The following is a 12,920-nucleotide window of genomic DNA, read 5'->3' as shown; positions in this document are numbered from 1 at the left end:
CCGGGGCCGGCCGCCGCGGATCGCCCGCTCCGGGCCCGACAACTCTCTGCAATTGGGACAAAACGGGCAATTGCCGCAGACTTCCTGTTTCGGGTTCCCCTTTCGCCCGAAACGCGATACAAATGAAGCACGGCCCGCGAGACCCGGTCAGGACCGAAGAGGTCAAACCGACAACGCAGTTCAGGCCCACGGACCGCGCGTACAAGTAGCCGAGCACCCACATGCAGCCGACCCGCTGTCGGGCCGCCGGACCAGACGAACGGGCAGGATCCCCGTCTGATCGGCACTTCCGGTGCATGCTTGGTCACCTGGCACCTGTACCAGCGGCGGCACCCGGCAGGATCAGGTGCCGCCGCATCTTCGCACCCGGGCAAGGGGATTCGGGCCCGCGAGGCCCCGAGGGGGCCCGAGGACGGCCGCCGGATCAGACCATCCCGCGCTGCATCGCCTCGCAGACCGCCGTACTCTCCCGCACGCCGAGCCGCAAGGCCCGACCGCAATGGGCGATCCAGGCCGCCATGCCCTCCGCCGTCCCGGACAGGTAGCCGGCCAGCGCGCGCCGGTAGGCGTCCGTCCCGAGCTCGGCGAGGCCGACCTCGGCCGGGCAGATCGACTTCGGGTCGAGCCCCTCGGCGATCAGCACGATCCGCTGGGCGGCGCGCGCGATCACCCCGTTGTACGCGCCGAACGGGCGCAGTGCGAGCAGTTCCCCGTGGACCACCGACGCGACGACGAGGGCCGGCGTCCCGACGCCCTGCCCCTCCGCCCGCGCGACCAGCAGACGCGAGAGCTGGTCGAGGCGCGCGGCCACCTCCTCGGCCCCGGGGGCGGGCGGCAGCGCGGGCAGCGGGGCGTCCACCTCGACGACCTCGACGCTCTCCACCGGCTCCAGGTCCAGCGGGAACAGGTCCTCGGCCGCCTCCCCCGCCCGCCGCGGCCGGCCCGCGGCCGGGTCGGCGTCGCCGACCGCGAGCAGGTGCAGCCGGGCCAGCACCTGGAGCGGCGAGTGCCGCCAGACGCTGAGCAGCTGGCCGGCCTCGGCGGCGATCCGCAGGGCGGCGCCGACCGTACGGGCTCCGTCGTCCGCGCTGAAGTCGCTGCGGCGCCGGACCTCCTCCAGCGGCCAGTCCGCCCCGGCCAGCGCCGCGGACGCGCGGGCGCCGCGCAGCGCGGACTCGGAGGTGACCTCGGCCGCGCGGCGGCGCATCACCCGGTGGCCGTAGAGGCGGTCGACGGCCTTGCGCACCTCGGCCACCGCGTCGGGCACCCCGGGGAGCTGGGCCAGCGGGGCGAGGGGATCTGTTCCAGTGCTCACCTACCCGAGAGTAATGAACAGGCCGCCCCTCCCGGAACAGCAACCCCGCATCACCCGTTAGAGGCAATCCTCACTTCCCGTCCGCGGGGACGCCCAAACCCCGGCTAGCATAACCACTATCGGAGACGATAACGATTTCCAGTTACGTCCCGGCGCCAGTTGAGCTCCCAGGGCGAGACCCGGGGGCGGAACCCCCCGGAGCGAGAGCCCCCGAGCGAGAGCCGGAGTCCCAGATGAAGATCGCCTTCGTCGGCAAGGGCGGCAGCGGCAAGACCACACTGTCCGCGCTGTTCATCCGCCATCTGGCCGCCACGGGTCGGCCGGTGATCGCCGTCGACGCCGACATCAACCAGCACCTCGGTCCGGCGCTCGGCCTGACGGACGATCAGGCCTCCGCGCTGCCCTCGCTCGGCGCACACCTCCCGGAGATCAAGGAATACCTGCGCGGCAGCAATCGGCTGATCGGCTCGGCCGACGAGATGATCAAAACCACACCGCCCGGCCGGGGTTCGCGTCTGCTGCGCATCGTCGAGGAGAACCCGGTCTACGCCGCCTGCGCGCGGCCGATCGCGCTGGACGAGGGCTCGGTGCGACTGCTCGCGACCGGCGCCTTCACCGAGGAGGACCTCGGGGTGGCCTGCTACCACTCCAAGGTCGGCGCGGTCGAGCTGCTGCTCAACCACCTGGTGGACGGCCGCGACGAGTACCTCGTCACCGACATGACGGCGGGCTCCGACTCCTTCGCCTCCGGCCTGTTCACCCGCTTCGACCTGACCTTCCTGGTCGCCGAGCCGACCCGCAAGGGCGTCTCGGTCTACCGCCAGTACAAGGACTACGCCCGCGACTTCGGCGTTCACCTGAGGGTGATTGGCAACAAGGTGCAGGGCCCGGACGACCTGGAGTTCCTGCGCCGAGAGGTCGGCGACGACCTGCTCACGACCTTCGGACACTCGGACTGGGTGCGGCGCCTGGAGCAGGGCGCCGAGCCGCCGCTGAAGACCCTGGAGCCGGCCAACCGGGCCGTGCTGGAGCAGTTGCTGACCGAGGTCGACGCCGCCCACGACCGGCGCGACGCGCGGCGCTACACCGACCAGGCCGTGCTCTTCCACCTGCGGAACGCGGAGAGTTGGGCCAACGCCAAGGTGGGGGTCGACCTCGCGACCCAGGTGGACCACGGGTTCGTGCTGGGCGAGTTCGCGCACGGCGGCGAGCGGCCCGCCCCGGCTGGCGCGCCCGCCTGACGAACCGTCCGAACCACTCCCGGAGCACCCCCGAACCACTCCCGAGCCATTTCCGGACCACCGTCGGCCGAGCCGGCGAACGGCACCCGAACGGGCCGCGCCCTCCCCCGCCTCCGGGGAGGGCGCGGCCCGTTCGACGTGTCCGGGTTGCCCCATCAGCAGATTTCCGCCGGTTCGAACACCACCCAATGGGGTGAATAAGGGGCTTTCCCCCTTCCGCCCCGAACGACTGCGTGCAAAGCTTTCATTACCCTCGGTTTACCGAGTCTTGATGGTCCGTCCCGGCGGCCCTCCGCGAGGCCTCCCGCTCCTCGCCGAGGCCCCTGGCGGGCCCTGATGGTCAAGGTCCGGCCGGTGACACCCGCACTCCCCGCCGCGCCCACGCCATCCCGCCACACCGTCGCGACCCACGACAGCCGATCCGCCCCGGACCCCCACGACCGGACTCACCGCCGGACCTGACTGCGTTCGTTCCCCCGGACAGACGGGAAAGACAATGACCCTCGACATCTCCAGCGCCCCCATCGCCTCCGACACGACAGACCACGCGCCGCCGGGCCCCGGCTCCGGCCCCCGCGTCCGGTGGATGCAGGACCTCTCGGCCTCCGTGGTGGTCTTCCTGATCGCTGTGCCGTTCTCCCTCGGCATCGCGCTCGCGACCGGGGCCCCGCTCACCGCGGGCCTCGCCGCGGCCGCCGTCGGCGGCATCGTCGTCGGGCTGCTCGGCGGCACGCCCCTCCAGGTCAGCGGGCCCTCGGCCGCGCTGACGGTCATCACGGCCGGGCTGATCGCCCAGTACGGCTGGCAGGCCACCTGCGCCATCACCCTCGCCGCCGGGCTGATCCAGCTCCTCCTCGGCGCACGCCGAGTGGCCCGGACGGCGCTCGCCGTCTCGCCCGCCATCGTGCACGGCATGCTGGCCGGGGTCGGGCTCGCCATCGCCATCGCCCAGCTGCACGTCGTGCTCGGCGGCTCCCCCCAGAGCTCCGCGATCGCCAACCTCCTCGCACTGCCCGGGCAGTTGGCGGACCCGCACCCGCCCGCCCTGCTGATCGGCGCGGTGACCGTGGTCGCCCTGCTCGGCTGGCCACGCCTCGGCCGACTCCCCGGCCGCGCAGGCACGTTGGGCGCCAAGCTGGCCAGGGTGCCCGGACCGCTGGCCGCCGTCGCCGCCGCCACCACCCTCGCCACCGCGACGAACCTTCCGCTCGCCCACATCGAACTGCCCTCCTGGCAGCCGCACTCGTTCGTCCCCGCCCTCCCGCACGGGCCGCTCGCCGGAGTGCTCGCCGCCGTCCTCACCGTCACCGCCGTCGCGAGCGTCGAGTCGCTGCTCTCCGCCGTCGCGATCGACCGGATGTCCCGACGCACCGGCGACCTCGACCGCGAACTGCGCGGCCAAGGCGTCGCCAACATCGTCAGCGGCCTGCTCGGCGGACTCCCGATCGCCGGCGGCGCGGTGCGCAGCACCGCCAACGTGCGCGCGGGCGGGCAGACCAGGTGGGCCTCGGTCCTGCACGGTGTCTGGGTGCTCGCGGCCGCGGTGGCGCTGACCGGCGGGCTGCGCCGGATCCCGCTGGCCGCACTGGGCGCGCTGGTGCTGGTCGTCGGGCTGCAGATGATGAGCTTCGCGCACATCCGCAAGGTGCACCGGCACCGCGAGTTCCCGGTCTACCTGACCACCGGGCTGGGCGTCGTGGTGTTCGGCGTGCTGTGGGGCGTGGCGCTCGGCGCCGCCACCGCCGTCCTGCTCGCGCTCTACCGGCTCACCCGCGCCCACGTGGACGTGCTGGCCGGCCCCGACGGTTCGGTGACGGTCCAGACACACGGCCCGCTCACCTTCACCGCCGTGCCCCGGCTGAGCCGGGCACTGGCCGGGATCCCCTCCGACACCGACGTGACAGTGGTCCACGACGGGTCCTTCCTGGACCACGCCGCGTACGAGACGCTGCACAGCTGGCGCTCCGGGCACCAGGCCTCGGGCGGCCGGGTCTCGATGGTGACGCGGCGCCAGGACGACGAGGTGCTCGACCCCGACGGGACGGTCCGTGCCGGGAGCTCCCCCGGCCCGCACCGCTGCCGGGCCTGGACGCCCTGGGTCGGCCACCACTGCATCGAGCAGCAGGAGGACCCGCACGGTCGGCTGCTCGACGGCGTCCGGGTCTTCCAGCAGCACACCGCCCCGCTGATCCGGCCCGAACTCGCCCGGCTGGCCCGGGAGGGGCAGACGCCCTCCCAGCTCTTCCTGACCTGCGCGGACTCGCGGATGGTCACCAGCATGATCACCAACAGCGGCCCGGGCGACCTGTTCACCGTCCGCAACGTCGGCAACCTCGTGCCGGCCCCGTTCGAGCCCGGCGCGGCCGACGACTCGGTGGCCGCCGCGGTGCAGTACGCCGTCGAGGCGCTGGAGGTGCGCTCGATCACGGTCTGCGGCCACTCCGGCTGCGGGGCGATGAAGGCTCTGCTGGACGGCGTCCACGAGCGCCCCGGCACGCCGACCCCGCTGACCCGCTGGCTGCGCAACGGCCGCGGCTCGCTGGACCGGCTCCGACGGGCCCCCGCCGAGTTCGCCGACCGGCCCGTGGTGGACCTGGCGGAGCAGCTCTGCATCACCAACGTCGTCCAGCAGTTGGATCAGTTGATGGCGAATCCGGCGGTGGAGCGCCGGGTCGAGGAGGGCACCCTGCGCCTGGTCGGGATGTACTTCGACTTCGCGACCGCCCAGGCGTACGTCCTCGACCGCGCGGCCGGCACTTTCAGTCCGGTCGAGGCGCGGCCGGTCGGGACACGTCCGGCCGAGGCACCGGGCACACCGGCGGTGCGCCCGCCCGAAGGAGCGAATGGAATCCCGGACCGGGTGCCCGCCGCCGGCAGTGAGGAGGATCCCCAGCTGGCCGCCTGAGAGCCGGGCCCGCGCCCCCTCCGGGTGGGCCGGGGCGCGGGCCCCCTTCACCGACCTCCACGGTTTCCGCAGCGGCATCCACTCGGCCGTTCCGACGCCCTCCCGACGCCGTTCCGGTGGCCGCTGCGACAGCCGGCCGCGGGGGTCCGTGCTCGGCCCGGCCCTGACGACGTCATTCACCTCTCGCTCAAAGGTCTACACCAATTCCCGGGTGCCTCTTGTCAAGTGGGCTCTTCGCCTGGTGAGCTGTGCGCTGGGACACACGGGACAATCCCCACGCACGGGATCGTCCCAGATCATGACTCGATGAGGAGTGCGTGTTGAGCAACGAGAGCCTGGCCAACCTGCTCAAGGAGGAGCGTCGCTTCGCTCCGCCGGCAGAACTCGCCGCAGCGGCCAACGTCACCGCGGCCGCGTACGCGCAGGCCTCCGAGGACCGCCTGGGCTTCTGGGCCGAGCAGGCCCGCCGCCTCAGCTGGGCCGTCGAGCCCACCGAGACGCTCGACTGGTCCAACCCGCCGTTCGCCAAGTGGTTCGCCGACGGCAAGCTCAACGTGGCCTACAACTGCGTCGACCGGCACGTCGAGAACGGCCTCGGCGACCGGGTCGCCATCCACTTCGAGGGCGAGCCCGGCGACAGCCGCTCGATCACCTACGCCCAGCTGAAGGACGAGGTGTCGCAGGCCGCCAACGCGCTGCTGGAGCTCGGCGTCGCCAAGGGCGACCGGGTGGCGGTCTACCTGCCGATGATCGCCGAGGCGGTCGTCGCGATCCTCGCCTGCGCCCGGATCGGCGCCACCCACTCGGTGGTCTTCGGCGGCTTCTCCGCCGACGCCGTCGCCTCCCGCATCCAGGACGCCCAGGCCAAGCTCGTCATCACCGCCGACGGCGGCTACCGCCGCGGCAAGCCGTCCGCGCTCAAGCCGGCCATCGACGAGGCCCTCACCAAGGTCGAGGGCGTCGAGCACGTCCTGGTGGTCCGCCGCACCGGGCAGGAGACCGCCTGGACCGAGGGCCGCGACGTGTGGTGGCACGAGATCACCGCGCGCCAGTCCACCGAGCACACCCCCGAGGCGCACGACGCCGAGCACCCGCTGTTCATCCTGTACACCTCGGGCACCACCGGGAAGCCCAAGGGCATCCTGCACACCTCGGGCGGCTACCTCACCCAGGCCAGCTACACCCACCACGCGGTCTTCGACCTCAAGCCGGAGACCGACGTCTACTGGTGCACCGCCGACATCGGCTGGGTCACCGGCCACTCGTACATCGTCTACGGCCCGCTGGCCAACGGCGCCACCCAGGTCGTCTACGAGGGCACCCCGGACACCCCGCACCAGGGCCGGTTCTGGGAGATCGTCCAGAAGTACCGGGTGACGATCCTCTACACCGCGCCCACCGCGATCCGCACGTTCATGAAGTGGGGCGACGACATCCCCGCGAAGTTCGACCTGTCCTCGCTGCGGGTGCTGGGCAGCGTCGGCGAGCCGATCAACCCCGAGGCGTGGATCTGGTACCGCGAGCACATCGGCGCCGGCAAGACCCCGATCGTGGACACCTGGTGGCAGACCGAGACCGGCGCCATGATGATCAGCCCGCTGCCGGGCGTCACCGAGACCAAGCCGGGCTCGGCCCAGCGCGCCCTGCCGGGCATCGCGGCCACCGTCGTCGACGACAACGGCGTCGAGGTCCCGAACGGCTCCGGCGGCTACCTGGTGCTCACCGAACCGTGGCCGTCGATGCTCCGCACCATCTGGGGCGACGACCAGCGGTACATCGACACCTACTGGTCGCGCTTCGAGGGCCGCTACTTCGCCGGTGACGGTGCCAAGAAGGACGAGGACGGCGACATCTGGCTGCTCGGCCGGGTCGACGACGTCATGCTCGTCTCCGGCCACAACATCTCCACCACCGAGGTCGAATCGGCCCTGGTCGGCCACTCCTCGGTGGCCGAATCCGCCGTGGTCGGCGCCACGGACGCCACCACCGGCCAGGCGATCGTCGCCTTCGTGATCCTGCGCGGCGGCGTCACCGAGACCCCTGAGCTGGTCGAGGAGCTGCGGGCGCACGTCGGCCGCACGCTCGGCCCGATCGCCAAGCCGAAGCAGATCAAGGTGGTCGGCGAGCTGCCGAAGACCCGCTCCGGCAAGATCATGCGCCGCCTGCTGCGCGACATCGCCGAGGGCCGCGAGGTCGGTGACACCACCACCCTCGCCGACAGCACGGTGATGAGCCAGATCCAGGCCCAGCTCCCGCCCACCGGCAGCAACGGCTGAGCACGCTGACTCCTGAGTGAGGCGACGGGCGGTGCCCCGGGCGGTGATGACCGCCCGGGGCACCGTCGTCTCGCGGGCGTCGTCGTCAGGCCGGGACAGGCCCGAGGTGTGGGTGGCCAGGTGGAGCAGGGTGATCGGCCGCGCGTGCGGGTAGCCGGAGCCGACGTCGGCGGGCAGACAGCGGTCGATCGGATCGTCGTACCGGACCTCGCCCTGGGCGGCGGCCGCCCGGCGAGCAGCAGCTCGGTGAACGTCCTGGTGACGGAACCGCATTCGAACCGGGTGTCGGCCCGGGCCGGGCGGCGCCTGCACCCGACGGCAGGAACGCGTTCACTCGTCTGCACGCGGCCGGGGCCATTCGGGTGCGGCGCCGGTGCTCCGCGAGGGTGCAGAACGCGCGGCCAGGGCTTGGGTCCTCAGCTGGGACAAATCCGAATGTACTCGAACGTTCCAGCTAGACTGTCAAAGACGCATCAAGATCCTCGAACGGGAATCCGGGCGTCAAAGGGCGCGCCGGGAAGTCTGGTCGGCACTTCGCACCACGAGTGCATCCGATTGCCGTTCCCAGCCCGCAGGAGGTCCGAGCGTGACCCGACAGCCGCCCGTCAACGAGCCGACGACCCACCGCCGGCAGCTCCTCGGCCGGCTGCCCCTGCCCGAGCGCGCGTACATCACCGACGCGCTGCGCACCGAGACGGTCGGCGGCATCCTGCTGCTGGCCGCCGCCGTGGTCGCGCTGATCTGGGCCAACGTCTGGCCGCACGCGTACGAGAGCGTCCTCGACCGCACCGTCGGCCCGTCCGCCCCGCTCCACCTCGACCTGACGCTCGGCGGCTGGGCCAAGGACGGCCTGTTGACGATCTTCTTCTTCGTCGCCGGCATCGAGCTCAAGCGCGAGTTCGTCGCGGGCGAGCTGCGCAGCCCGAGCGCCGCCGTGCTGCCCGTGATAGCCGCGGTCTGCGGCGTCGCGCTTCCCGCGATCCTGTTCGCCCTGATCAACTCGGGCGACGGCGGCCATCCGACCGGCTGGGCGATCCCGACCGCCACCGACATCGCCTTCGCCCTCGGCGTCCTGGCCGTGGTCGGCAGCCACCTGCCCTCGGCGCTGCGCGCCTTCCTGCTCACCCTGGCCGTCGTGGACGACCTGATCGCCATCCTGATCATCGCGATCTTCTACAGCTCCGGCATCAGGTTCTGGGCGCTCGGCCTGGCCTTCGCCGGCCTGGTGCTGTTCTGGTTCCTGCACCGGCGCGGGGTGCACGGCTGGTACCTGTTCGTGCCGCTGGCCTTCGTCGTCTGGGCACTGATGCACGAGAGCGGCGTGCACGCCACGGTCGCGGGCGTCGCCATGGGCCTGATGCTGCGCTGCCACCGCGAGGGCGACGAGGAGCACTCCCCCGGCGAGCACATCGAGCACCTCGTCCGCCCGCTGTCGGCCGGGCTGGCCGTCCCGGTGTTCGCACTGCTCGCGGCCGGGGTGACGATCTCCTTCCCGGCGCTGCGCGAGGTGTTCACCCAGGCCACGCCGCTCGGCATCGTCATCGGCCTGCTGGTCGGCAAGACGGTGGGCATCTTCGGCGGCACCTGGCTGGCCGCCCGGTTCACCAGGGCGGAACTGAACCCGCAGCTCAAGTGGGCCGACATGTTCGCAGTCGCGGTGCTCGCGGGAATCGGCTTCACCGTCTCGCTGCTGATCAGCGAGCTGGCCTTCCCCGGGGACCCGGCGCTGGCCGACCGCTCGAAGACGGCCGTCCTGGTGGGCTCGCTGCTCTGCGCGGTGGTCGCGACCGTGCTGCTCAAACTGCGCAACCGGCACTACCGCGCGCTGTGCGAGGAGGAGGACCGGGACCTGGACGGCGACGGCATCCCGGACGTCTACCAGCCGGACGACCCGGCCTGGCGGGCCCGGGTGGCGAAGCTCGCGCCGCACCCCGGCGACGACCGGCCGGACGCCGGTCGGGGCACGGCCCGCTGATCCCGAATCCGTCCCACCGAGCCCGCCCGTCCCGATGACCGGGTCCGCCCTGACGACCGGGTCCGTCCCGTTCACCCACCCGTTCGCGCCGAACAGCTGCTGAGAGTCGCTCAGGGCCCCTGTGGCCCGCCGGGCGCCCGCCCCGCGCTCCCGGCACCCACGAGGACCCCTGCAGCCCCGCAGGGGCCCTCCACGGGCTCCACGGGGCGTCGGGCCACCGGGACACGTCGCTCCGGCGGGGCCCCGGAGTGGTGTGCGACTGGCCGGTAGGGGCATGATTCTGAGCTGTCGACAGTCCACTGACGCCTCCGGGCCCCCTCCGGTCCCCGGAACCGCACCGAGCGGCGGCGTCACGCCGCACAGCCGCAGAGGAGAACCGCTGATGCCCGCAGGAGCCGCAGACCCGTCCAGCAACGGCCGGGCGCCCTACGAGGGCGAGCGTTCGGTGGGGCAGCTGTTCGCGGCGGCCACCGCCGACCTGTCCGCGCTGGTCCACGACGAGATCGCGCTCGCCAAGGCCGAGCTGCGGGCGGACGTCAAGCGCGGCGTGTCCGGCGGTGTGTCGCTGACGGTCGCCGGGGTGGTGGCGCTGGCCGCCGTCCCGATGCTGAGCGCCGCGGCGGCCTTCGGCATCCACGCGCTCGGCCTGTCGCTCGGCTGGTCGTTCCTGATCGTGGCCGGCGCCTACCTCCTGCTCGCGGCGCTGCTCGGCATGCTGGCGTGGCGTTCGTTCAAGAGGATCGAGAAGCCGGTCCGCACCATCGAGGGCGCTCAGAAGACCGCCGACGTGCTGAAGAACGCCCGTCCGCGGCCGGCCACCAAGGAGGAGATCGACCGCGCGCTGGGCCGCATCCCGTAAGGGCGCGCCCCCGTCGGGTGCACCGACAGCGAGTGCCGGGCGCGTGTTCGACGCACGGATGTGACACGCTCTCGGTATGCCGCTTGACCAGAAGCCCGTGCCCGCGCAGCCGTCCGCCGACTCCGGCCCCGACCAGGAGCCCGGCCGGGAGGCTGTCGACAGGGCCGCGGAGACAGCGGAGGCCGAGGCCTGGAGCATCCGGCAGGGAGGCCCGTGGACGCACCGCGACCTCGCCGCCAACGGCGCCCGGTTCCACATCGCCGAGCTGGGCGAGGGCCCGCTGGTGCTGCTGGTGCACGGCTGGCCGCAGTACTGGTGGGCCTGGCGCCACCAGCTGACCGCGCTCGCCGAGGCCGGCTACCGGGCGGTCGCGCTCGACCTGCGGGGCATCGGCGGCAGCGACCGCACCCCGCGCGGGTACGACCCGGGCAACCTCGCCCTGGACGTCACCGGGGTGATCCGCTCGCTCGGCGAGCGCCGGGCCCACCTGGTCGGGCACGCCTCCGGCGGCACCCTGGCCTGGGTGGCGGCGGTGATGCGCCCGTCGGTGATCCAGAGCCTCACCGTGGTGTCCGCCGCGCACCCGCGGGACCTGCGCCGGGCGCTGCTCACCGACCGCCGGCAGATCGCCGCCTTCGAGCACGTGCTGGGCTTCCAGCGGCCGTGGATACCGGAACGCCGCCTGGTCGCCGACGACGCCGCACTGGTCGCCCGCTACCTGGACGAGTGGACCGGGCCGGACACACTGGACGAGGCCGCGGTGCACGCGTACCGGCAGGCGATCCAGATCCCCAGCACGGCGCACTGCTCGATCGAGCCGTACCGCTGGCTGCTGCGGTCGATGGCCCGTCCGGACGGCATCCAGTTCGCCCGCCGGATGAAGAAGCCGATCAGCGCGCCCACACTGCACGTCCAGGGGGCGTCCGACCCGGTGCTGCTGTCGCACACCGCGCTCGGCGGCGGCGAGTACGTGGCGGCGCCGTACCGCTGGCGGCTGATGCCGGGCGTCGGGCACTTCCCGCACGAGGAGGCGCCGGAGGAGTTCACGACGGAGCTGCTGGACTGGATCGGCGGGCACAAGGAGTGAGCCGCTGAACAGGGCCTCTGCTCCCAACCCCCGTGATGTTGTGTTCATATGACAAACGCATAGGACACTTTCGATGCCGCCTGGGCGGTTACCCCGACCGGCTCAGGGGCATCCATTCCGGTATGACCTGGATGCCCGATCGCGGCGGCGCGTCGCGCGCCCGACGCCAGAACAGCTCGCACCGGTCCGCCCCCCGTTCCGAGTGGGCGGACGACCTCGGCTACGACGGCACGGACCGCCGTCAGCGCTCGGCGCAGCGACAACTCGGCATCCCGCGCATCCTCGGCCGACGCGCCCGCTGGGTGGGCGCACGACTGCGGCGCGAGACCTGAGGTCCCGCGCCGCGGTCGTCAAGAACGCGCCGCTCGGTCCGCACTTTGGACGCCGCCCGGTTCGCGATCGTCGCGTCAGTTCACGATCGTCGGCGACAGTGCCGTGAACCAGAGCAGGGCGAAGGTCGCCACCGACATGATCGGCACCAGCACCTTGGTCTCGACGTCGTTGCCGCTGCGCTTGATCAGCACGATCTCGTAGCGCTCCTTGTGCGGCCAGAGCAGCGGCGCGCCCTTCTTCGTCAGGCAGTCGCCCAGCAGGTGCGCCAGCGTGCCCAGGCCGACCGCGTACGGCAGCCAGCCGGGGGCGTTCGGCATCCAGGTGTTCATCCCGAAGGTGCCGAGCGCGGCCAGGCCGACGACGGTGATCCACGCCTCCGGGCCGTCGCCGGGCGGGCAGAGCCGCAGCGCCCGGACCGCGAGCGCCAGCAGGAAGAACGTCACCGCGAGGGTGAAGTTGCGGCCCAGGAAGGTGACGCCCGCCCAGGTGCCGCCGCCCATCAGCGCGACGAACAGCAGCGAGTGGGTGGCGTGCCGGTGACCGCCGGAGGCCCAGGCGACGAAGCGGCAGAGCGCCTTGGAGACCGGGCCGAGGAAGTTGGCGATCGAGCCGTCGTGGTGGTCGAGGTCCGGCAGCAGTGCCGCGCCCGCGCACAGCACCGTGCCCATCAATATGTCCGCCGGCTGCAGCGTGGTGTGCAGCAGCAGCGGGGGCAGGAACGGCGCCGATGCCGCATACAGCATCGCCCCGCTGACCGCGTGCGAGTGACCCATCATCGGACTACCACGACCTCCCGTTGACTCACTCCGGAACGGCGCCGGATTGAGCCGAACGGGTGAGCGCGGCCGAGGCTACCAGGGCGGACTGACGGTCCGACGGATATCCGGTCTCCGCCGCACCGGCGCGCCGACCGGCGGTGATGAACCGGA

At 72.5% G+C, this 12,920-nt stretch carries 9 protein-coding genes; 7 read left to right on the top strand and 2 right to left on the bottom strand.

Annotation, left to right across the window (positions count from 1 at the left end; all coding sequences use genetic code 11):
* Positions 1 to 424: 424 nt before the first annotated feature.
* Positions 425 to 1,315, bottom strand: coding sequence for an oxidoreductase (locus ACWCXH_RS25510; RefSeq protein WP_449803798.1), 891 nt, complete (start codon positions 1,313 to 1,315; stop codon positions 425 to 427).
* Between the two features lie 233 nt (positions 1,316 to 1,548).
* On the opposite strand from ACWCXH_RS25510, the gene ACWCXH_RS25505 reads away from it, so the two are divergent.
* The 7 genes from ACWCXH_RS25505 (at position 1,549) to ACWCXH_RS25475 (ending at position 11,990) form a co-directional block, all read left to right on the top strand.
* A complete protein-coding gene (locus tag ACWCXH_RS25505) occupies positions 1,549 to 2,556 on the top strand; it encodes an ATP-binding protein (RefSeq protein WP_449803797.1) in 1,008 nt (335 codons plus the stop codon).
* Positions 2,557 to 3,052: 496 nt separating this feature from the next.
* Complete coding sequence (locus ACWCXH_RS25500) at positions 3,053 to 5,461, top strand: SulP family inorganic anion transporter (RefSeq protein WP_449803796.1); 2,409 nt, start codon at positions 3,053 to 3,055, stop codon at positions 5,459 to 5,461.
* 320 nt (positions 5,462 to 5,781) lie between these two features.
* On the top strand, positions 5,782 to 7,737 hold the full coding sequence (gene acs, locus ACWCXH_RS25495) for an acetate--CoA ligase (protein ID WP_449803795.1): 1,956 nt from the start codon (positions 5,782 to 5,784) through the stop codon (positions 7,735 to 7,737).
* Between the two features lie 586 nt (positions 7,738 to 8,323).
* Positions 8,324 to 9,712 (top strand): Na+/H+ antiporter NhaA, encoded by a 1,389-nt coding sequence (gene nhaA, locus ACWCXH_RS25490; RefSeq protein ID WP_449803794.1) that lies wholly within the window; start codon positions 8,324 to 8,326, stop codon positions 9,710 to 9,712.
* Between the two features lie 382 nt (positions 9,713 to 10,094).
* Positions 10,095 to 10,571, top strand: coding sequence for a phage holin family protein (locus ACWCXH_RS25485; RefSeq protein WP_449803793.1), 477 nt, complete (start codon positions 10,095 to 10,097; stop codon positions 10,569 to 10,571).
* A 76-nt stretch (positions 10,572 to 10,647) separates the two neighbouring features.
* Complete coding sequence (locus tag ACWCXH_RS25480) at positions 10,648 to 11,658, top strand: alpha/beta fold hydrolase (RefSeq protein ID WP_449803792.1); 1,011 nt, start codon at positions 10,648 to 10,650, stop codon at positions 11,656 to 11,658.
* Between the two features lie 122 nt (positions 11,659 to 11,780).
* Entirely contained in the window at positions 11,781 to 11,990 is a 210-nt protein-coding gene (locus tag ACWCXH_RS25475; RefSeq protein ID WP_449803791.1) for a hypothetical protein, read from the top strand.
* 75 nt (positions 11,991 to 12,065) lie between these two features.
* On the opposite strand, the gene ACWCXH_RS25470 is transcribed toward ACWCXH_RS25475, so the two are convergent.
* Complete coding sequence (locus tag ACWCXH_RS25470) at positions 12,066 to 12,767, bottom strand: metal-dependent hydrolase (protein ID WP_449803790.1); 702 nt, start codon at positions 12,765 to 12,767, stop codon at positions 12,066 to 12,068.
* Between the last annotated feature and the right edge of the window lie 153 nt (positions 12,768 to 12,920).

This window comes from Kitasatospora sp. NPDC001660 (assembly GCF_053596725.1).
This window is presented reverse-complemented; position numbering and strand designations above follow the sequence as displayed.

Excerpts from the sequence above, each read along its gene's own strand:
- ACWCXH_RS25505 (WP_449803797.1), top strand. The coding sequence starts at position 1,549 with ATGAAGATCGCCTTCGTCGGCAAGGGCGGCAGCGGCAAGACCACACTG.
- ACWCXH_RS25500 (WP_449803796.1), top strand. The coding sequence starts at position 3,053 with ATGACCCTCGACATCTCCAGCGCCCCCATCGCCTCCGACACGACAGAC.
- ACWCXH_RS25485 (WP_449803793.1), top strand. The coding sequence starts at position 10,095 with ATGCCCGCAGGAGCCGCAGACCCGTCCAGCAACGGCCGGGCGCCCTAC.
- ACWCXH_RS25480 (WP_449803792.1), top strand. The coding sequence starts at position 10,648 with ATGCCGCTTGACCAGAAGCCCGTGCCCGCGCAGCCGTCCGCCGACTCC.
- ACWCXH_RS25475 (WP_449803791.1), top strand. The coding sequence starts at position 11,781 with ATGACCTGGATGCCCGATCGCGGCGGCGCGTCGCGCGCCCGACGCCAG.
- ACWCXH_RS25470 (WP_449803790.1), bottom strand. The coding sequence starts at position 12,767 with ATGATGGGTCACTCGCACGCGGTCAGCGGGGCGATGCTGTATGCGGCA.